We start from the raw sequence: 19,284 nt of genomic DNA, 5'->3' as shown, positions 1-19,284 counted from the left end.
GGCAACGGGGCTTTTTGATTGGGAGGAACCGGCACGTGACGGCTGGCCAAATCATCCATACGGAATGGCGCGCGGCCCTCCGGAAGTCGAGCATTGCCGCCCCGGGAAATGTTTGCTGGCTGCAGAGTCAAGCAACGCCGTCCGGCGCGAAGCGTGTCAGGAAATATCCGCACGCCTTCCAGATCATGATCGACAAGAGCGCACCCGCGTAGCCGTCGATGGCATAATGCCAGCCAAGCGCGACTGAGCCGACCATTATCATGGCAGCGAATGCCCACATCAGGATACCGGCCGGCCGGGAGCGCCGCGTTGCGTACAAAGAGAAAAGCACCGCCATCGCCACGTGCATGGACGGGAAAGCGGATATGCCGATGCTGCCGACGGTCGCGCCGGTATAGCCGCTCCATAGCATGTCCTGCGTGCTAAGCGCCCAGATCGGATAGATGCGATCGGCGGCGGCGAGTGCCTGCATGAGGGGACGGAAGTCACCGCCGAGTCCCAGTCGCTCGTAAAAGCACGGCCCTGCCGACGACAGCCCCATCGCCAGGAAGAAGCCGCCAAGCGTCCATATCAGCATGAAGCTCATCAGGAACTGATGACGCAGCTTCGTATCTTTGCGCGTGATGCAGGCGGTGAAAACCGTGGCGATGAGCACGATGAACCAGAAATTGTAGGCGAGATTGAGCATCCTCAATGCAAATGGCGACTGGACGACAAACCACAGCCATTCGTCCGGGGCTCTACCGAAATGCAGGATCCGATCGGCGTGGGCCAGCGCCTTGTCCCATGCAAAAGGGGAGAGGATTGCGATGGCTCCTTTCAGAACACCGACGGCGGATACGAAGGCGATGCTGGCGGTCAGGCCGTTGAGGCTGTTGGCCGTGCGTTCGGCGTCGCCGAAAAAGCTGCCCAGCGATTTCAGGAAGGCGCCGAGCGGTTCGGGATCCCGTTTGACCAGCGCAAGGTGGAGAAAAATCCCAAGTGCAAAGACGCAACCGCAGATCCAGAAAGCGATCAAAAGGTACTCAATGTATTCTTTCAATATGCCGAAATCCGGCATGTTTCCGGTGCGCATGCCGATCGCTATTGCCAGAAGCAGAGCGCCGACGGCCAAGGCGTGAAGCAATCTGTGTCGTCGAAAGGCGTGTGCCAGGGCGATCAGAAAAGCCCGTCCGCCAGCCATCCTCGCAAGGGGGGTCGACGCCGCAACCGAATTGTCCATGGTTTGAAACCCAATAGCTCGCCACGCCCCAGCGTTCTACAGCGAGATGGTTCGATATTTCCTAACCAAACGATTCGAGTGCAAACGGTCGCATCCGGGCGCCGCACGCGGCCGGGGAAAACGCGCCGGGGTTGTCGCGGCAAACCGATATAGGATCGTCAGTGCGAGGCTGTCAGTCGGCCTTCAACGGCGACGGGACCGCGCGCTTTAGTTCCCTAGTGCCGCGCGGATCTTGCCGGCGTTCTCGGCCAGCACTTCCGGCTTTTCCATCTGCCCGGAATGGGGCTTCAGCGGCACGCCGTCGAAGCGCGGAATGACGTGGACATGGAGATGATAGACGGTCTGCCCGGAGGCCGGCTCGTTGAATTGCATCAAGGTGACGCCGTCGGCATTGAAGGCCTTTTTCACGGCAACCGCCACCTTCTGCACCACGGCAAACAGCGGACCGAATGTTGCCGGATCGGCGTCGAGGATATTGCGCGACGGCGCCTTCGGCACCACCAGCGTGTGGCCGACTCCTTGCGGCATCACATCCATGAAGGCTACGACCGCATCGTCCTCATAGATGCGGTGCGAGGGGATTTCGCCGCGCAGGATTTTCGCAAAGATGTTGCCGGGATCGTAGGCTTCGGCCATGGCGGGCACTCCGGATTAGGTGTCGTCGTCCGGTGTAGCGAAGCCGCTTCCGAGCGGCAAGACGATTGAGCCGATCTGTCGGCAGCGCGGTCGGCCATCGCTGTTGCATGATCGCAGGTGTTGTCGTCTGATACGTCAATGTCAGGATGGAGCGACTGTGAAGTGGATCGTCGCCGGATGGCTGTTGTTGTTCATTGTGTCGGCGCTGTTCTTCATCGCCGCCGCGTGGCGCGACGGCGATCTGCTGGCGCTTGCGGCGGCATTTCTTCCTGGTTGCCTGCTTTTCGTTCCTCGTTCCGATCGCGGCCCGAAAGCCGCAATGACTGTGGATGGCAAGGCCCGAGCTATTCCTTGAGATCCTTGCGGAACGGGGTGTGCTCTTCGAGATACTCCCCCATCCGCTCCACCTCGCGCCTCTCGCGGCGAAGGTAGTCGGCGACCGCGTTGCGCAGGCCAGGATGGGCGATGTAGTGCGCCGAATGCATGGTCACCGGCTGGTAGCCGCGCGCCAACTTGTGCTCGCCTTGCGCGCCGGCCTCCACCACCTTCAACTTGCGCTCGATCGCGAAGTCGATCGCCTGATGGTAGCAGACCTCGAAATGCAGGAAGGGGTGATCCTCGATGCAGCCCCAGTTGCGGCCGTAAAGCGCGTCGGACCCGATGAAGTTGATGGCGCCCGCAATGTAGCGGCCGTTGCGCTTGGCCATGACCAGGAGAATGTCCTCGGCCATGCGCTCGCCGATCAGCGAGAAGAACTGGCGGTTGAGATAAGGGCGGCCCCATTTCCTGCCGCCGGTATCCATGTAGAAAGCGAAGAAATCGTCCCAGACGCGTTCGGTGATGTCCCTGCCGGTCAGCCAATCGATGCTGATGCCGTCGGCCAGCGCCTCGCGACGCTCCTTTTTCATCGCCTTACGCTTGCGTGAAGCGAGCGTGGCGAGGAAGTCATCATAGCTCGAAAAGCCTTCGTTGAAGAAATGGAACTGCTGGTCGGTCCGGTGCAGGAAACCCGCTGCTTCGAGCGTCGCAATGTCGGGCTCGGCGGCGAAGGTGACATGCGCGGAAGACACGCCGAGCTTGTCGGTCACCAATTTCAGGCCGGCGGCGAGGCCGGCCCTCACCGCGCCTTCGTCCTCGCCCCTGCTTACGAGCAGGCGAGGCCCGGTGACCGGCGTGAAAGGCACCGAGCATTGCAGCTTGGGATAATAGCGTCCACCTGCGCGCTCGAACGCGTCCGACCAGCCGTGGTCGAAGACATATTCGCCCTGACTGTGCGATTTGAGATAGCAAGGCGCGGCGCCCAGCAGCTTGCCTTGCGCCGTCTCGAGCCTGAGGTGATGACCCTGCCAGCCGGTGCGCCGCACGGCACAGCCAGAATCCTCAAGCGCGCTCAGAAAACCGAATGAAACGAGGGGGTTGTAGCCGTTTGCTTTGTCGCCGCGCGTGGTTGCGGCGAAGCCGTTCCATTCATCGCAGGTGAATGCGCCGATGGTCGCCGCGACGCGGACCGAATAGTCCGCATTCGCTGTCGGTCCATCGTCGTCGTCACCCTGATCCATCCGGCTTATTTAAGCGTCCTCAGGGCAGCTACAAGTCACGTTTCAGGCACTGCCTCACAGCATGATGCCGAAAGTGCGAAGCGGTTTTCGGACGGCATCATGCTCGGATCTGATCCAGGTCGTTCGACCTGAAATCATCCAGCTCTAGGCGACCTTGACCAGGTCCGGCTCAAAGCCCTCGAAGGTCATCTGGTCGGCATATTTGAAGGTGAGGTCGACCGCCGGCTGGTCGTGCACGGTCCAGGTGATGACCGGCATCTTGAGCTTTTCGCGCACGAAGCTGACGAACGGGTTCGGCAGATCGCCGGCGGCGTAAGAGGTGAAGGCGAGGTTGTGCGCCAGCATGGCAAAATGCGCCTCGATCAACTGGTCGTCCTTGCCGTAGGCGGTGAGCCCGCCGGGAATGCCCGGCGCCTCCTTGGCGAAGTCGCGGATCAGCCAATGGTCAAACGACATGATCGCCACCTTGCCAGTGTAGCGCTTGAGCAGCCTGCCGACGCTCGCGACCAATCCTTTGTCGTGGCCGGGAACACCTTTCAGCTCGACCACCAGCGGCACGCGTCCGTCGATCAGGTCGAGCGCCTCCTGCAACGTCGGCACATGATCTTTCGTGCCGCCCACCTTGAGCGCGGTGAGCTCGGCCGCGGTGCGTTGCCAGACGAAGCCATTCTCGCCTGTCAGGCGTTTCAGGTCGCAGTCGTGGATGATGACGGGAACGCCGTCGGACGAGACATGCACGTCGCATTCGATCGCGTAACCGCGGTCGGCTGCCGCGGCGAAGGCCGACAGCGTGTTCTCCCAGCGTGTCTTGTTCATGTCATGGAAGCCGCGATGCGCGACGGGGCGGGCAATCAACCAGGAAAGGTCGGTCATGTCAGGCTCGTTTTACTCGACTTCGAAGATCGCTTCGATCTCGACCGCGGCATTGAGCGGGAGCGACGCAGTGCCGACGGCGGAGCGAGCGTGCTTGCCACGTTCGCCGAGGACCGCGACGAGGAAGTCGGAGGCGCCGTTGGCGACCAGATGCTGCTCGACGAAGTCCGGCGCCGAGGCGACGAAGACCGTGATCTTGACCAGCCGGCGGATTTTTTCGAGATCGCCAAGTGCTGCCTTGGCCTGCGCCAGGATGTTGATGGCGCAGAATTTTGCGCCCTCCTTGCCGGCGGCGGTATCGATGTCGCGGCCAAGCAGCCCGCTTGCCTGCAGCTTGCCGTCCTTCAGCGGCAGCTGCCCGGCGGTGAAGAGGGTGTTGCCGGTCCGGCAGTAGGGCACGTAGTTGGCGGCCGGCGCTGCGGCGGCCGGAATGGTGACGCCGAGATCGCTTAGCCGCTTTTCGATTGTTTCGCTCATTGGTTTTCCCTATTGCTGGAAGGCGCCGCGTTGGCGGGGCCGAAATTGCTATTTTTGCCTCGCTTCCGCCACGACTTTTTTTAAGCTGGACCATCTTTCCCTGCGGCCTGCCATCGGCCGCGACGATCGGAGCACTGCATGCGCTTGACGCGCCTTTTCCTTTCCACCGCTCTCGTGTCGGCGGCCATCCCGATGGCTCCGGCCCTTGCCGTGCCCGCGCTGCAGGCGCACCGCGCCGTCTATGATCTCACCCTCAACAAGGCGTCCGACCGCTCCGGCATCACGGGCATCTCCGGCCGCATGGTCTATGAGTTCAATGGCTCTCCCTGCGAGGGCTATACGGTGAAGTTCCGTTTCGTCACCCAGATCGTCACCAGCGAGAACACCAGGCTGACCGACCAGCAGACGACGACGTTCGAGGACGCAGAAGGCAAGACCTTCTCCTTCGTGACGAAATCCTTCGTCGACCAGAACCTCGACAAGGAAGTCAAGGGTATGGCGACCAGGGAGCCGAAAGGCCTCAAAGTCAACATCGACAAGCCCGAGAAGAACACGCTCGAGCTCGCCGCCACGCAGTTCCCCACCCAGCACCTCGTGGAGCTGATCGGCAAGGCCGAGAAGGGAGAGAACTTCTATCAGACCAATCTGTTCGACGGCTCCGAGGATGCCAATAAGGTGATGACGACCACCGTCGTCGTCGGCAAAAGAGCCGACGCCGACAAGGCGGACCCGGAAGCGCCGGCGCTCGCCAAGCTTGCCACCGACAAATACTGGCCGGTCGACATCGCCTATTTCGACGACACCGACAAGAGCGGCGAAGAGGTGCCGGAGTACCGGATCAGCTTCAAACTGCATGAGAACGGCATCACGCGCGACCTCGTCATGGATTATGGCGACTTCTCAATGACCGGCAAATTGGTGAACCTGTCGCTGTTCGATCAGGCCAAGCCCTGTCCGGCCTCGAAATAGCGGCGGGTTAACCGCTACGGCGATCCGTCGCCGAGCCTGACTTGAAGACGCCGCAATCCCGTTCCAGCATCCCGTAGGCATTTCGGGGGAAAAGCTTGGGCAGGATCGACGTGTTCGTGGCGCCGCGACCCAATCCGGCGCTGATCAAGGTGATGACGATCGTCAACCGCATCGTCATGTTGCGAGGGGTTCCCGGCTTCCGCGACCTGTTGCCGTTCAATCGGCTCGCCGGCCTGCGCGGCGTCGCCAATATCCGTCACATCGACTTTCCCGTCGCCGACCAGCAGAAGCTGCACGCCTGCTGCGGCGAAGGCCAAGCGACGTTCATCACGCCCAACCATCCGGAATTCTTCACCGACTGGATGATCGACAAGGAGATCGTCTCGCGCGTCAGCCCGCTTGCCGCCTCATGGGCAACACATGGGGTGGTGAACGGGCTCGGTCGGCTGATGCAGAAATTCTGGCTGGCCAACAATCTGATCGCGCAGATTCCCGGCAACAGCGAAGCCGCCAAGGCGCATTCGGTCGATTGGGCGCTGAAAGGCCATGGCGTGCTGCTTCATCCGGAAGGCAGCGTCGGCTGGCACGGCAACCATGTCGCGCCGCTGCTTCCCGGCGCGGTGGAGATGGGGCTGGCGGCGCTGAAGCGCGGGCGCGAAACCAACAAGGATTTCAAGGTCTGGGTGGCTCCTGTTGTCTGGAAGCTCGCCTTCATCGGCAATGTCGAGCGGCCGCTCGCCAGGGAATGCGCCTATGTCGAGAAAAAGCTGAAAATGGAAAGTGTTGCAGCCGGCTCCCTGCCGGAGCGCGTCTACAGCATCTATTCAGGCCTGCTCTCCCTCGACGAGCAGGCCTGCGGCCTGACCGCAGAGGCGGGCGCTTCCTTTGCCAGCCGCCAGCAAAGGGTGCTGGCCGAGCTTGGCCTGCGGCTCGCCGATGCCGTTGCGGCCGAACCCGACCTCGATTTGGCCGAGTTGCTGCGGCGTTCACGCCGCTGGCTGCGCGAGGGCAAGGCTGATGCGGATGAGCAAAAACGCGTGCGAAAACTGGCGGAAACGATCCAGCGCGTCCAGCGCGTCGGCTCCTGGGCCTTCGCCAATCAGACGATAACCCAGGAGGAGATCGCCGAGCATCTGAAGCGCATCCGCAACGACTATTGCAAAGGCGCTTTGCGCGATTCGATCAACCGCTTCATTCCGCAGCCCGCCGGGCCGCGCTGCGCTCACATCCGCGTGCCCGAGCCGTTGGCGCTTCATGCATATGATGGTTCGGTCGAAGAGACGCTCGCCGTGCTGCGCTCAAGGATGCAGGAAGCGGTGTCGAGGATCGTGACCGAACTTGAAGCCGCCGGCGGCTTCATTTCCTATCCGAATCCCTTCTATCATCGCTGACTTCGCGTCGGCCCGGGGTGATTGTGAGCGGGCCGCCGATGTCGGTTGGAGTGCGGCAAGCTCGATGGCTGTCTATGTCGATGCGGCGATCTGGAAATGGGCCGGCCATCGCTGGTGCCATCTGCTCGCCGACGACACCGACGAGCTCCACCGCTTTGCCGCCGAGCTCGGCCTCAAGCGCTCGTCCTATCAGGGGCCGCCGAAGACTTCGGCGCCGCATTACGATATCACCGGCTTTGAGCGCGACCGCGCCGTGCGGCTTGGCGCGGTCGAATGCAGTCGCGAGGAGATTGTCGCCGTCTTCCGCCGCGTCAGAGTGCCGAACGGCAAGACCCGACGCTGACGGAGTTTTGATGCATGTCGTTGTCCCAGAACCGCCGAACACTTCCTGGGCGACATGCATAAGTGCGCGGATCGCCGCAGGTGAGGGCGTTTTCCGGTAGCTCGCTTGCGTTTACGAGACTTCCCCTCTATATGCGCGCTCATTCCACACACGGACTTTGGTGTCTGCCCGGGAGAAATCCGGCTGAAACCTCCGGTGGCATCAGGACATAAGTCCGAAATGCCTGTGTCCGTGGAGGCCAACCGGAAAGGAACTAAAGAATGGCTCTGCCTGATTTCAGCATGCGCCAGCTTCTGGAAGCTGGTGTTCACTTCGGCCACCAGACCCACCGCTGGAACCCGAAGATGGCGCCCTACATCTATGGCGCCCGCAACAACATCCACATCATCGACCTGTCGCAGACGGTGCCGCTGCTGCACCAGGCCCTGAAGCAGGTTTCCGACACCGTCGCCAAGGGCGGCCGTGTGCTGTTCGTCGGCACCAAGCGCCAGGCTTCGGACATCGTCGCCGACGCCGCCCAGCGTTCGGCCCAGTATTATGTCAACTCGCGTTGGCTGGGCGGCATGCTGACCAACTGGAAGACGATCTCGAATTCGATCCAGCGCCTGCGCAAGCTCGACGAGACGCTGGCCGGCGAGGCCCAGGGCCTCACCAAGAAGGAGCGCCTCAACCTCGACCGCGAGCGCGAGAAGCTCAACAAGGCGCTGGGCGGCATCAAGGACATGGGCTCGACGCCGGACCTGATGTTCGTCATCGACACCAACAAGGAAGCGATCGCCATCCTCGAGGCCAAGCGCCTCGGCATCCCGGTCGTCGCCATCATCGATTCCAATTGCGACCCGGACAAGATCGACTTCCCGATCCCCGGCAATGACGACGCGGCCCGCGCGATCCAGCTTTATTGCGACCTGATCGCCAAGGCTGCGATCGACGGCATCGCCCGGCAGCAGGGTGCGCTCGGCATGGACATCGGCGCGTCGGCCGAGGCTCCGGTCGAGCCGGCGCTCGACACTCCGGCCGCTGAAGCTCCGGAAGCTTGAAAAACGAAGGCCGGCTTCGGCCTTCATCTTTCCAATAAGTTGGCGCGTTAAAGCGCTTTTGCCGGGCGCATCATCGGGATTCGATGGTGCGTCGGCGCTTTTGAAACAAAGAGGCGACAATGAGCATTTCGGCTGCACAGGTCAAAGAACTCCGCGACTTGACCGGCGCGGGCATGATGGACTGCAAGGCGGCGTTGAACGAAACCAACGGCGACATGGAAGCGGCCGTCGACTGGCTGCGCAAGAAGGGCATCTCCAAGGCCGACAAGAAGGCCGGCCGCACCGCGGCGGAAGGCCTGATCGGCGTCGATTCCGGTGTTCGCGAAGCCGCGGTCGTCGAGGTGAACTCCGAGACCGACTTCGTCGCGCGCAACTCCGCCTTCCAGGAAATCGTCGCCAACGTCGCCAAGGTGGCGCTCGCCTATGGCACGACCGAAGCAGTTGCCGCGGCCAAGTATCCGGGCTCCGACAAGTCAGTCACCGACACCATCAAGGACGCGGTCGGCACCATCGGCGAGAACATGGGCTTCCGCCGCTCGGCCAAGCTCACTGTCCCGCATGGCGCGGTGGCGACCTATGTCCACAATGCCGTCGCGGATGGCCTCGGCAAGCTCGGCGTGCTGGTCGCGATCGAGACCACCGGCAATGAGCATGCGGCGAACGCCTTCGGCCGCCAGGTCGCCATGCATGTCGCCGCGACCAACCCGGTTGCGCTGACTGCCGAGGAAGTCGACCCGGCCCTGATCGAGCGCGAGAAGGCGATCTTCTCCGACCAGGCCCGCCAGTCCGGCAAGCCGGAAGCGATCATCGAGAAGATGGTCGAGGGCCGGCTGCGTAAGTTCTATGAAGAGGTCGTGCTCCTGAAGCAGGCCTTCGTGCTCAATCCCGACATCACCGTCGAGAAGGCGCTGAAGGATGCCGAGAAGGAGATCGGCGCTCCGGCGAAGATCACCGCCTATCTGCGTTACGCGCTGGGGGAGGGCATCGAGAAGGAAGCGACCGATTTCGCGGCGGAAGTCGCGGCCGCGGTCAAGAAATAGTCCGAAGCAAAAGTAAGGCTACAGAGCTCAGGCAACTCGGCCGGGTGTCCGCATGGATGCCCGGCCGATCTCTTGAGCGGTATCGATAAAGGCTCTGAGCTTCGGCGCCATCGATGCCCTGCGCGGGAAATAGAGGAACAGGCCCGGCTCCTCGATCGCCGTCTTCGGCAGGATCTGAACCAGACGACCCGCGGCGAGATCGGCGCGCACCAGCGGCTCGAATACGTAGGCGAGCCCGACGCCAGCAAGCGCAAGATCGATCGCCGCAAGCGAATCTGTGACGATGGCCGTGCCGCGCGTCTCGACCACGACATCCTTACCGTTCTCGTTCAGATCCCAACGATAGAGCCCGCCGGAGCGGACAAGCCGGTAGCCGATGCAATTGTGCCTCGCCAGGTCGGCTACGTCGCGCGGCGGGCCGTGCTTTCCGATATAGCCGGGCGAGGCGACAACCACTGCCTTGACGGGAGGCGTAAGCCGCACGGTGATCATATCCTGTGCGATCATCTCGCCCAACCTGATGCCGGCATCGAAACCCTCGCCGACGATATCGACCAGGGCCTGGTCGGCGAAGACCTCGACCGTCACCTCCGGATAGCGTTCGGCCATGGCCGCGATCACCGGCGTGACCGCCAGGGGCATCGCGATATTGGACGCATTGATCCTGAGCAGGCCGGAGGGCCTGCCCTTGACGCCGCGGATGCGGTCGATGCGCTCGGAGATGTCCTGCAGGGCAGGGGCCGCGGTCTCCACCAGCGCCTTGCCGGCTTCGGTCAGCGAAACGCTGCGCGTGGTGCGCGCAAACAGCGGCTGGCCGATGCGCTCTTCCACCAGCCGCACCGCATGACTGACCGCCGACGGACTCATGCCGAGCTCGGCCGCGGCAAGCGCGAAGCCGCCGCGCCGAGCCGCGGCGACGATCACCGGCAGATGCGTCAGCAGATCTCGATCCATTCATGAATAATATCGCATAGTCCTTGCGAACAATGCAATCTTATCGATGCCGCCAAGCTGGTCCACATTGGCGCCAACACACGGGCGGTGGGGCCGATGCGCAAGGAGAAAAAACATGAATGCTTTGAGACATGTGACCTTCGCGGCAGGACTGGCACTGGCGCCCGTCGATGCCGGCGGAGCCGAACCAATGGGCTGGCAAACGCTCGTCGACGAGCGCGCCGTCATCCGCATCGCGGATGCCATTGACCGCGCCGTCGATGCGCAGGATTGGAAGCTCGCCCGCAGCTACTTCGCTGACCGGGTTACCGCGGACTTCAGCAGCCTTTCCGGACAGCCCGCGGCCAGGGTCGCCTCCGACGATCTGATCGGCGCCTGGGCTGCCAATCTCAAAGGCAGCAAGACGAGCCTGCACCTGCGGACCAACCACCAGGTCGAAATAGAGGCCGATACGGCGACCGTCCGTTCCAACGGCTATGCCTGGAACAGGATGGAAGGCAACGGTGATCCGCTCTGGGAGGTCTGGGGCACCTATGAGCATCGCCTGAGCCGATCGGGTCAAGGCTGGAAGGTGGACGGCTTCACGTTCCGCATGACGCATGAGCGCGGCAATCCCTGGGTGAAAGCGACCCCTGGCCAATAAGCCCATACCAAACACGATCGGAACACGTCATGAGCATGAACTATTACACGCTCGGCAATAGCGGCCTGCGCGTCAGCCGGCTGGCGCTGGGCACCATGACCTTCGGCACCGAATGGGGCTGGGGTGCTGACAGGGAAACCTCCCGCGCCATGTTCGACGCCTATGTCGAGGCTGGCGGCAATTTCTTCGACACGGCCGACCTCTACACCGGCGGGACGGCAGAGACCTGGCTCGGCGAATTCGTCGCCGAGCGCGGCTTGCGCGACAAGGCGGTGATCGCCACCAAATTCACGATGAACAAGGAACCCGGCAATCCGAATGCCGGCGGCAATGGCCGAAAGAACATCATGCGCGCGGTGGACGCTTCGCTGAAGCGGCTCGGAACCGACTATATCGATCTTTACCTCATGCATGTCTGGGACAGGCTCACGCCGGCCGAGGAGGTGTTGCGCACGCTGGACGATTTGGTGCGTGCCGGCAAAGTACGCCATATCGGTCTTTCTGACGTGCCGGCCTGGTATGCCGGGCGGGCGCAGGCGATCGCCGAACTGCGCGGCTATGAGCCGGTCTCGGCCCTGCAGCTCGAATATTCGCTCGTCGAGCGCTCGATCGAACATGAATTCGCGCCTTTCGCCTCGCGTCACGGCGCCGGCATCATGGCGTGGAGCCCGCTGGCCAGCGGCCTGCTAAGCGGCAAATACCGCCCGGCGCAAGCCGGCAGTGCCGGCCGGCTCGACGGGTTCCGCAACACCACGCATCCGGGTTTCCAGAAATTCAGCGAACGCAATTGGGCGATCGTTACGGAACTTGAGAAGGTGGCTTCCGAACTCGACCGAAGCATGGCGCAGGTGGCGCTGAACTGGGTTGCGGCGCAGCCGGGTGTGGCCACCGTCATCCTCGGCGCGACGAAACTTGCCCAGTTGCAGGACAATCTGCGGGCGCTCGACTTTTCAATCCCTGCCGAACTTCGCAAGCGGCTCGATTCGGTGAGCCTTGCGCCCGCGCCGTTCCCGCATTCCTTTTTTGGACCCGAGATTCAGGTCAGGGTGGCCGGCGGTGTCGTGACCGGCGACAAGCCGTCTGGCTATTCGCTGCCGGTCCTGATCGAAGGCGAGGCGGTCAGCATCAGCAGCAACTGATCGGAAAAGCCTGGAATTTTGAGCGAGGGCGCGGCGTGACATCGCCGCGCCCTTCGTGTATCGGGTCGAACCATCGTGCCAGCGCCGCCAGGCGAAGCGGGGCGCCTTCGCCTCCAGATTTGCCCGCGCCGAGTTTTTTCGAGGAACCAGATGACGGTGAAGCCCCTCTATCGACGTGTCTTGCTGAAAGCTTCGGGCGAAGCCTTGATGGGGGAACAGCATTTCGGCATCGACGTCTCGGTCGTCGACCGTATCGCAGCCGACATTGCCGAGGCGCGGGCGCTTGGCGTCGAAGTCGGAGTCGTGATCGGCGGCGGCAACATCTTCCGCGGCGTGGCCGTCGCCTCCAAGGGCGGCGACCGCGTCACCGGCGATCACATGGGCATGCTCGCCACCGTCATCAACTCGCTGGCGCTGCGCACCTCGCTGAACAAAATCGGCGTCGACGCCGTGGTGCTTTCGGCCATTGCCATGCCGGAACTCTGCGAAAGTTTTTCACAGCGCCAGGCGACCGCCTATATGAATCAAGGCAAGGTGGTGATCTTTGCCGGCGGCACCGGCAATCCGTTCTTCACCACCGATTCGGCCGCAGCGCTGCGCGCCGCCGAGATCGGCGCCGACGCGCTGTTCAAGGGCACGCAGGTCGACGGCGTCTATTCGGCCGACCCGAAGAAGGATCCGGATGCGGTGCGCTTCGACCGCATAAGTCATGCCGAAGTCATCAAACGCGGGCTTACGATCATGGATACGGCCGCGATTGCACTTGCGCGTGAAAACAACATTCCGATAATCGTCTATTCGATCCACGAAAAAGGTGGTTTCGGCGAAATTCTAAGAGGCGGCGGCCGTTGCACGATCGTCGCGGACAATTGACTGGGGCCGAAGACGGCTGAATGATCGCCGGTCCGGTCGAGACTAGAAGACAAGCATTGAACCCGGCGAACGGGTCGAGGAGATGATCATGAGTGGCGAGTACGACGATCTCAAGCGGCGCATGGACGGGGCGATCGCGGCCTTCAAGCACGATCTCGCTTCGCTGCGCACCGGCCGCGCTTCCAGCAACCTGCTCGACGCCGTGCAGGTCCATGCCTATGGCACGAACATGCCCATCAATCAGGTGGCCAACGTCACGGTTCCGGAGCCGCGGATGATTTCGGTATCGGTTTGGGACAAATCGATGGTGAGCGCCGTCGACCGCGCTATCCGCGAGGCCAATCTTGGCTTCAATCCGATCGTCGACGGCACCAATCTGAGGATTCCTTTGCCCGAACTCAACGAGCAGCGCCGCAAGGAACTGGTCAAGATCTCGCACGGCTATGCGGAGAACGCCCGTGTCGCGGTTCGCCATGTCCGTCGCGACGGCATGGATTTCCTCAAAAAGGCGGAAAAGGACGGCACGATCAGCGAAGACGATCATCGCAAGCGCTCCGACCAGGTTCAGAAGCTGACCGATGAGATGATCAGCACCATCGATCACCTGCTTTCCGATAAGGAAGCTGAAATCATGCAGGTTTAGGGTCGGTTTCTCACCGGCTCGAAAGCGAGACCATGACAACCCCCGCGCATGTCGCGATCATCATGGACGGAAACGGACGCTGGGCCAAGGCGCGCGGCATGCCGAGGCTCGCCGGCCACCGCGCCGGCGTCGAAGCCTTGCGCAAGACGGTGCGCGCCGCGCCAGAGCTCGGCATCTCCTATCTGACGGTCTACGCCTTCTCCTCTGAAAACTGGTCGCGGCCGAAGTCCGAGGTCAGCGACCTGATGGGCCTCCTGAAGCTCTTCATCCGCCGGGATCTCGCCGAGCTGCACCAAAACGGCGTGCGGGTGAGGGTGATCGGCGACAGGGAAGGGCTGCAGCCGGACATCAGAGGCCTGCTGCAGGAGGCCGAATCGCTGACCGCGGGCAATGAGGCGCTGACCCTGGTCATCGCCTTCAACTATGGCGGGCGCGACGAGATCGTGCGCACCGCGCGCAAGCTCGCCGATGCCGTGGCTCGCGGCGAAATGACAACCGACGCCATCACGATGGAGAGCTTTGCCGGCGCGCTCGACACCGAGGGCATTCCCGATCCAGACCTCGTGATCCGCACCAGCGGCGAACTCAGGCTGTCGAACTTCCTTTTGTGGCAGGCCGCCTATAGCGAGCTTGTCTTCCTGCCTTGCTACTGGCCGGACTTCAGCCGGGAGCACCTGGCCGACGCCCTGCGCGACTTTGCCGGCCGCGAACGCCGTTTCGGCGGGCTCGCCGCCCGCGACGTCGCCTTGTAGCGCGGAATCGATGAGCAATCTCCAGCAGCGTGTCATCTCGGCCATCGTGATGGCAGCCGTCACACTTGCGCTCACCTGGCTCGGCGGGCTGCCGTTCCGCCTGTTCTGTGCGGCGATCGCGGCGTTGATCTTCTACGAATGGACGCGCATGTCGCGCCCTGAGAACGGTGCGACGCTCGGCTTTCTGCCGGAAGCGCTGATTCTGGTCTTCATCGGCGCGCTGGTCGCCGGCCTGCCGGCACTTTGGCTGCTGCTTCTGGTCGCAGCCATCACTGCTATCGTCGCTGTTGCCGCGCGGCTGCGGGGAGCAGCGCAGTGGGAGGCCTCGGGGCTGGCATACGCGTCGTTGTCCGGCTTGTCGCTCGCCTATCTGCGCGGGGACAGCCACTCAGGATTGATCGCGATCCTCTTCCTGTTCGCGGTCGTCTGGGCGACCGACATAGCGGCCTATTTCGTCGGCCGCGCGGTCGGCGGCCCGAAGCTTGCGCCGTCAATCTCGCCCGGCAAGACGCAGAGCGGCGCGCTTGGCGGCGCTGTCGGCGGCATCGCTGCCGGATTGGTGCTGGCAATCGCGGCCGGGGCCGGCAATCTCACTATGCTTGGCCTCGTCGCCTTGGCGCTCTCGATCGTCTCGCAGATCGGCGATCTGTTCGAATCCTGGGTCAAGCGCCGGCACGGCTGCAAGGATTCGAGCAATCTCATTCCCGGCCATGGCGGCGTCATGGACAGGGTGGACGGGCTTGTCGCGGCTGCGTTCGCCCTGTACGTCATCGGTTGGATTGCGGCGGGCGCCGACCATCCGGCAATGGGGCTGTTTCCGAACTGACTGGCGTCGCCAATGGGCGAAAACGACGCGTGCCAGGCATTCGCCCGGATTGATGCCACAGTCGCGGCGGACTGTCGCGCTGGGCGAATTTTGAGGGCATGACTTGAACGAGATTCTTCACGCGCTCTTCAGCACGCAAGGCTTTGTCCTCGGCACCCTTGTGCCGTTCCTGTTCGTGCTCACCGTCGTGGTGTTCGTGCATGAGATGGGCCACTACCTCATCGGCCGCTGGTGCGGCATCGGCGTCAAGGCTTTTGCCATCGGCTTCGGCCCGGAGCTCTTCGGTTTCAACGACCGCCACGGAACCCGCTGGAAGCTTTGCGCCATTCCGCTTGGCGGCTACGTGAAATTCGTCGGCGACATGAACGCGACATCGAGCCAGCCGAGCACCGAGGACCTCGAATCGCTGAGCGAGGCCGAGCGCGAGGTCGCCTTCCACACCCAGCCGATCTGGAAACGCGCGGCGACCGTCGTCGCCGGGCCGCTGTTCAATTTCCTGCTGACGATCGCCGTGTTCGCGGTGCTGTTTTCGCTCTATGGCCGCCCGGTGATGGAGCCGATGGTGGCCGAAGTCAGCGCCGGCAGCCCGGCGGCGCGGGCGGGCATTCAGCCCGGCGATCGATTCGTCAGAGTCGACGGCAACAAGGTGGAGACCTTCGCCGACGTTCAACGCCTGGTTTCGGGCCGCGCCGGCGACGCCATCACCTTCACCATGTTGCGCGACGGCAAGGAAATCACCGTCACCGCGACACCGGAACCGATGGAGCAGCAGGATGCGCTGGGCAACAAGGTCAAGGTCGCGATCATCGGCGTGGCCAACAATGCGGAGCTCGGGCAGCCGCGACTGGTCTCCTACACGCCCGCGGGCGCGCTGGCGGCGGCTGTCGAAGAAACCGGGCATGTGATCGAGCGCACCGGGCAATTTCTGCAGCGCTTCGTCGTCGGGCGCGAGGACAAATGCCAACTCGGCGGCCCGATCAAGATCGCGAAAATGTCGGGTCAGGCGGCCAAACTCGGTTTCGAATGGCTGGTGCAGCTTGTTGCATTCCTGTCAGTCGGGATAGGGATTCTCAATCTGCTACCGATTCCCCCTCTCGACGGCGGCCACCTCTTGTTTTACGGCGTGGAGGCCGTCATAAGGCGGCCCGTGTCGGAGCGGATGATGGAGATGGCCTACCGGACCGGTCTCCTTCTGGTGCTCGGATTTATGGGTTTCGTTTTTTGGAATGATCTGTTTGGGTGCTGAAATCATGAAGGAATTTGGCTTCGGCTCCATCCATATTGAGACGCCGTTTACCATGCGTGGGGATATGCGTGACACGAAAGCCACGCAACAGGGTTAAGTAAATACAAATTAACCGGGAGCCTTGCGTGTAGGGGAAATCCGGTTAATACGGTAAGGGAAAATACCGCACGTCCGGTTTTCTCGCCGTGGGGACTACGAGAAAAAGGTACAAAAGCCCGATGAAGGCAGCATCCAAGTTTCTGAGCGCCGCGTCCGCGGCGGCTTTGTCCGCCGCCCTGGTTTTGCCAGGCGCGCTCGCAGTGCAGTTCGTTGCCACATCGGTAGCCGAAGCAGCAGTGGTCAGCAGGGTCGAGGTCAGCGGCAACCAGCGTGTCGATGCCGAAACCATCCGCAATTACATTTCGATCAAGCCCGGCAAGGCGTTTTCAAGCGCCGATGTCGATAGCGCCGTCAAGGCGCTGTTCGGCACCGGGCTGTTCTCGGACGTCCAGATCAATCAGGTCGGCTCGACCCTGGTGGTCAAGGTTTCCGAATACAAGGTCGTCAACCAGGTCCTGTTCCAGGGCAACAAGAAGCTCAAGGACAACGCGCTCCAGGCCGCCGTCCAGCTGAAGCCGCGCGCGACCTTCTCGCAGCAGGCGCTCGACGCCGACGTCGAGGCGGTCAAGGCTGCCTATCGGCGTATCGGCCGCGACGACGCCGCCGTGACCTCCCAGATCATGGACCTCGGCGACAACCGCGTGAACGTGGTCTTCAACATCAACGAAGGCGCGCGCACGCAGATCGCGGCGATCAATTTCGTCGGCAACAGCGCTTTTTCCAGCCGTCGCCTGTCGGATGTCATCAACACCAAGCGCTCGTCCTGGCTTTCGTTCGTGCTGCGCGACGACGTCTATGACGAGGACAAGCTGCGGGCCGACCAGGAGTTGCTGCGCCGCTTCTACTACAATCACGGCTACGCCGACTTCCAGGTCGTTTCGGCCGTCGGCGAGTTGGATGAAGCCACCAACAAATACACGGTCACCATCACCGTGCAGGAGGGCGAGCGCTACAACTTCGGCGATATCAGTGTCGAGAGCACGATCCCCGAGGTCGACTCAAAGTCGCTGGAATCGGTGGTCCAGACGCACAAGGGCGATGTCTACAACGCCAAGGACGTCGAGGACACGATCGTTGCGCTCACTGAAAAGGTCGCCGGCTCAGGCTATGCGTTTGCCCAGGTGACTCCGCGCGGCGACCGCAATTTCGAGAATCATACGATCTCGGTCGTCTACACCATCGACCAGGGTACCAAGGCATATATCGAGCGTATCGAAATCCGCGGCAACGACCGCACGCGCGACTATGTCATCCGGCGCGAATTCGATGTCAGCGAAGGCGACGCCTTCAACCAGGTGCTTATCCAGCGCGCGAAGAAGCGCCTGGAAGCTCTGGATTATTTTCAAAAAGTCGACATCTCGACCGTCCCCGGGTCCGCTCCGGACCAAGTCGTCCTGGTGGTCGATGTGGTCGAGAAGTCGACCGGTGAGTTCTCGGTCGGCGCCGGCTATTCGACCGGCGGCGACACGCCGGGTCCGTCCGTCGAAGGCTCGATCACCGAGCGCAACTTCCTCGGCCGCGGCCAGTACATCAAGCTGTCGGCCGGCGGCGGTAAGAACTCGCGCGACTATGCGATCTCCTTCACCGAGCCGTATTTCCTCGGCCGGCGCATCGCGGCGGGCTTCGACATCTACAAGTCGACCAGGGAATATAACAATCACTACGACAGTGATACCACGGGCGCGACCATCCGCTTCGGGCTGCCGATCACCGACAGTATTTCGACGCAGCTGGCGTACAATATCTCGCAAGAGAAATATAAGGTCGACGACAGTTGCTTGACCAACGGGACCTATATTCCTGGCAGCCCGTGCACCATTTCGCCGGCTATCTTGGAAGGCGTAGAGCAAAGCCCATGGATTAAGTCGTCGGTCAGCCTCGGGCTAGTCTACAACACCATCGACGACATGAAGAACCCGCATGAAGGGCTCTACGTCACTGGTACGACCGAGGTTGCCGGTCTCGGTGGTGACGCCAAGTGGGTGAAGTTGACCGGGCGCGCAAGCGTCTACCAAACGCTGTCCGAGCAGCTCGATCTGGTCGGTCTGATCTCTGGTGGCGCTGGCCATATCGCCGGGTATGGCAACGATGGTCTGCGCATCTTTGACCAGTTCCAAAGCACTGATCGTATGATCCGTGGCTTCGAATATGGCGGCATCGGCCCTGTAGATACCAATACGGGTGACCATCTCGGTGGCACGACCTATTTCAATGCCTCGGCCGAAGCCCAGTTCCCGTTGCCGGCTATTCCGGAAAGCTTTGGCTTGCGGGGCGCGGTGTTTGCCGATGCTGCAACGCTCTATGGCAGCGCAATTCATACTGCAGGCGTCACCCAGTCCTCGACCGATATGAAGCTGCGCGCTTCGGTCGGTGTCGGGCTGATGTGGGCGTCACCGTTCGGTCCGATCCGAATCGACTATGCGATCCCGGTGAAGAAGGAACCGACCGACGACGTGCAGGAATTCAACTTCGGCATAGCGACCCGTTTCTAATCCGCGGGTTACGATGTTTCCGGGTCGTGTGATGGCCCGGAATCGACTGATCCGACCTAGCTGGATA

20 protein-coding genes are annotated in these 19,284 nt (G+C 62.3%); 14 read left to right on the top strand and 6 right to left on the bottom strand.

Features of this window, described 5'->3' with window-relative positions; genetic code table 11:
* Positions 1 to 127 precede the first annotated feature (127 nt).
* Together P9254_RS01185 and P9254_RS01180 are read right to left on the bottom strand one after the other, a co-directional pair.
* Positions 128 to 1,060, bottom strand: coding sequence for a phosphatase PAP2 family protein (locus P9254_RS01185; protein WP_278054150.1), 933 nt, complete (start codon positions 1,058 to 1,060; stop codon positions 128 to 130).
* 369 nt (positions 1,061 to 1,429) lie between these two features.
* Positions 1,430 to 1,858 carry an HIT family protein gene (locus P9254_RS01180; protein WP_066992609.1) on the bottom strand — a complete coding sequence of 143 codons (429 nt, stop codon included), beginning with the start codon at positions 1,856 to 1,858 and terminating at the stop codon, positions 1,430 to 1,432.
* A gap of 157 nt (positions 1,859 to 2,015) precedes the next feature.
* Between P9254_RS01180 and P9254_RS01175 the strand changes: the two genes are divergently transcribed.
* Positions 2,016 to 2,213, top strand: coding sequence for a hypothetical protein (locus P9254_RS01175; RefSeq protein WP_278054152.1), 198 nt, complete (start codon positions 2,016 to 2,018; stop codon positions 2,211 to 2,213).
* On the opposite strand, the gene P9254_RS01170 is transcribed toward P9254_RS01175, so the two are convergent.
* The 3 genes from P9254_RS01170 to P9254_RS01160 all read right to left on the bottom strand — a co-directional run bounded on the left by P9254_RS01170 (position 2,203) and on the right by P9254_RS01160 (position 4,767).
* Entirely contained in the window at positions 2,203 to 3,417 is a 1,215-nt protein-coding gene (locus P9254_RS01170) for a GNAT family N-acetyltransferase (RefSeq protein WP_278054154.1), read from the bottom strand. The genes P9254_RS01175 and P9254_RS01170 overlap by 11 nt on opposite strands.
* 144 nt (positions 3,418 to 3,561) lie before the next feature.
* A complete protein-coding gene (locus P9254_RS01165; RefSeq protein ID WP_095800770.1) occupies positions 3,562 to 4,290 on the bottom strand; it encodes a glycerophosphodiester phosphodiesterase in 729 nt (242 codons plus the stop codon).
* 12 nt (positions 4,291 to 4,302) lie between these two features.
* Positions 4,303 to 4,767 (bottom strand): RidA family protein, encoded by a 465-nt coding sequence (locus P9254_RS01160; protein WP_278054156.1) that lies wholly within the window; start codon positions 4,765 to 4,767, stop codon positions 4,303 to 4,305.
* Between the two features lie 138 nt (positions 4,768 to 4,905).
* Here P9254_RS01160 and P9254_RS01155 point away from each other — a divergent pair, with 138 nt between their 5' ends.
* The 5 genes from P9254_RS01155 (at position 4,906) to tsf (ending at position 9,550) form a co-directional block, all read left to right on the top strand.
* Positions 4,906 to 5,736 (top strand): cell envelope integrity EipB family protein, encoded by an 831-nt coding sequence (locus tag P9254_RS01155; protein ID WP_095800769.1) that lies wholly within the window; start codon positions 4,906 to 4,908, stop codon positions 5,734 to 5,736.
* A 95-nt stretch (positions 5,737 to 5,831) separates the two neighbouring features.
* Entirely contained in the window at positions 5,832 to 7,127 is a 1,296-nt protein-coding gene (locus P9254_RS01150) for a hypothetical protein (protein WP_278054159.1), read from the top strand.
* Positions 7,128 to 7,191: 64 nt separating this feature from the next.
* Positions 7,192 to 7,470 carry a DUF4031 domain-containing protein gene (locus P9254_RS01145; RefSeq protein ID WP_067319872.1) on the top strand — a complete coding sequence of 93 codons (279 nt, stop codon included), beginning with the start codon at positions 7,192 to 7,194 and terminating at the stop codon, positions 7,468 to 7,470.
* 260 nt (positions 7,471 to 7,730) lie between these two features.
* Complete coding sequence (gene rpsB, locus P9254_RS01140) at positions 7,731 to 8,510, top strand: 30S ribosomal protein S2 (protein ID WP_040987259.1); 780 nt, start codon at positions 7,731 to 7,733, stop codon at positions 8,508 to 8,510.
* A gap of 119 nt (positions 8,511 to 8,629) precedes the next feature.
* Positions 8,630 to 9,550 (top strand): translation elongation factor Ts, encoded by a 921-nt coding sequence (tsf, locus tag P9254_RS01135; RefSeq protein ID WP_127216993.1) that lies wholly within the window; start codon positions 8,630 to 8,632, stop codon positions 9,548 to 9,550.
* 27 nt (positions 9,551 to 9,577) lie between these two features.
* Here tsf and P9254_RS01130 read toward each other — a convergent pair whose 3' ends face one another.
* Positions 9,578 to 10,504: a LysR family transcriptional regulator gene (locus tag P9254_RS01130; protein WP_278054163.1), complete on the bottom strand. Its 927-nt coding sequence runs from the start codon at positions 10,502 to 10,504 to the stop codon at positions 9,578 to 9,580.
* Positions 10,505 to 10,619: 115 nt separating this feature from the next.
* On the opposite strand from P9254_RS01130, the gene P9254_RS01125 reads away from it, so the two are divergent.
* From P9254_RS01125 to bamA, 8 genes are all read left to right on the top strand, one after another.
* On the top strand, positions 10,620 to 11,147 hold the full coding sequence (locus P9254_RS01125; RefSeq protein ID WP_127325873.1) for a nuclear transport factor 2 family protein: 528 nt from the start codon (positions 10,620 to 10,622) through the stop codon (positions 11,145 to 11,147).
* A gap of 29 nt (positions 11,148 to 11,176) precedes the next feature.
* Positions 11,177 to 12,286 carry an aldo/keto reductase gene (locus P9254_RS01120; protein WP_278054165.1) on the top strand — a complete coding sequence of 370 codons (1,110 nt, stop codon included), beginning with the start codon at positions 11,177 to 11,179 and terminating at the stop codon, positions 12,284 to 12,286.
* Positions 12,287 to 12,436: 150 nt separating this feature from the next.
* Positions 12,437 to 13,159, top strand: a complete 723-nt coding sequence (pyrH, locus tag P9254_RS01115) for a UMP kinase (RefSeq protein WP_067319888.1) — start codon at positions 12,437 to 12,439, stop codon at positions 13,157 to 13,159.
* Between the two features lie 88 nt (positions 13,160 to 13,247).
* The gene (gene frr, locus P9254_RS01110) at positions 13,248 to 13,802 is read left to right on the top strand and encodes a ribosome recycling factor (RefSeq protein WP_127239892.1); all 555 of its coding nucleotides are present in this window, start codon (positions 13,248 to 13,250) and stop codon (positions 13,800 to 13,802) included.
* 32 nt (positions 13,803 to 13,834) lie between these two features.
* Positions 13,835 to 14,554: an isoprenyl transferase gene (locus tag P9254_RS01105; protein ID WP_082953676.1), complete on the top strand. Its 720-nt coding sequence runs from the start codon at positions 13,835 to 13,837 to the stop codon at positions 14,552 to 14,554.
* 10 nt (positions 14,555 to 14,564) lie between these two features.
* The gene (locus P9254_RS01100; RefSeq protein WP_095825371.1) at positions 14,565 to 15,380 is read left to right on the top strand and encodes a phosphatidate cytidylyltransferase; all 816 of its coding nucleotides are present in this window, start codon (positions 14,565 to 14,567) and stop codon (positions 15,378 to 15,380) included.
* A gap of 103 nt (positions 15,381 to 15,483) precedes the next feature.
* Entirely contained in the window at positions 15,484 to 16,626 is a 1,143-nt protein-coding gene (gene rseP / locus P9254_RS01095; RefSeq protein ID WP_066992647.1) for an RIP metalloprotease RseP, read from the top strand.
* Positions 16,627 to 16,844: 218 nt separating this feature from the next.
* Positions 16,845 to 19,217, top strand: coding sequence for an outer membrane protein assembly factor BamA (gene bamA / locus P9254_RS01090; RefSeq protein ID WP_278054168.1), 2,373 nt, complete (start codon positions 16,845 to 16,847; stop codon positions 19,215 to 19,217).
* Positions 19,218 to 19,284: the final 67 nt, after the last annotated feature.

Source organism: Mesorhizobium sp. WSM4983, assembly GCF_029625765.1.
Lineage (GTDB): Bacteria > Pseudomonadota > Alphaproteobacteria > Rhizobiales > Rhizobiaceae > Mesorhizobium.
This window is presented reverse-complemented; position numbering and strand designations above follow the sequence as displayed.

Coding starts and splice junctions, on each gene's coding strand:
- P9254_RS01185 (WP_278054150.1), bottom strand. CDS start 1,060: ATGCCGGATTTCGGCATATTGAAAGAATACATTGAGTACCTTTTGATC.
- rpsB (WP_040987259.1), top strand. CDS start 7,731: ATGGCTCTGCCTGATTTCAGCATGCGCCAGCTTCTGGAAGCTGGTGTT.
- tsf (WP_127216993.1), top strand. CDS start 8,630: ATGAGCATTTCGGCTGCACAGGTCAAAGAACTCCGCGACTTGACCGGC.
- P9254_RS01170 (WP_278054154.1), bottom strand. CDS start 3,417: ATGGATCAGGGTGACGACGACGATGGACCGACAGCGAATGCGGACTAT.
- bamA (WP_278054168.1), top strand. CDS start 16,845: ATGAAGGCAGCATCCAAGTTTCTGAGCGCCGCGTCCGCGGCGGCTTTG.
- P9254_RS01120 (WP_278054165.1), top strand. CDS start 11,177: ATGAGCATGAACTATTACACGCTCGGCAATAGCGGCCTGCGCGTCAGC.
- P9254_RS01100 (WP_095825371.1), top strand. CDS start 14,565: ATGAGCAATCTCCAGCAGCGTGTCATCTCGGCCATCGTGATGGCAGCC.
- P9254_RS01165 (WP_095800770.1), bottom strand. CDS start 4,290: ATGACCGACCTTTCCTGGTTGATTGCCCGCCCCGTCGCGCATCGCGGC.
- P9254_RS01160 (WP_278054156.1), bottom strand. CDS start 4,767: ATGAGCGAAACAATCGAAAAGCGGCTAAGCGATCTCGGCGTCACCATT.
- P9254_RS01180 (WP_066992609.1), bottom strand. CDS start 1,858: ATGGCCGAAGCCTACGATCCCGGCAACATCTTTGCGAAAATCCTGCGC.
- P9254_RS01125 (WP_127325873.1), top strand. CDS start 10,620: ATGAATGCTTTGAGACATGTGACCTTCGCGGCAGGACTGGCACTGGCG.
- P9254_RS01130 (WP_278054163.1), bottom strand. CDS start 10,504: ATGGATCGAGATCTGCTGACGCATCTGCCGGTGATCGTCGCCGCGGCT.
- pyrH (WP_067319888.1), top strand. CDS start 12,437: ATGACGGTGAAGCCCCTCTATCGACGTGTCTTGCTGAAAGCTTCGGGC.
- frr (WP_127239892.1), top strand. CDS start 13,248: ATGAGTGGCGAGTACGACGATCTCAAGCGGCGCATGGACGGGGCGATC.
- P9254_RS01105 (WP_082953676.1), top strand. CDS start 13,835: ATGACAACCCCCGCGCATGTCGCGATCATCATGGACGGAAACGGACGC.
- P9254_RS01155 (WP_095800769.1), top strand. CDS start 4,906: ATGCGCTTGACGCGCCTTTTCCTTTCCACCGCTCTCGTGTCGGCGGCC.
- P9254_RS01145 (WP_067319872.1), top strand. CDS start 7,192: ATGGCTGTCTATGTCGATGCGGCGATCTGGAAATGGGCCGGCCATCGC.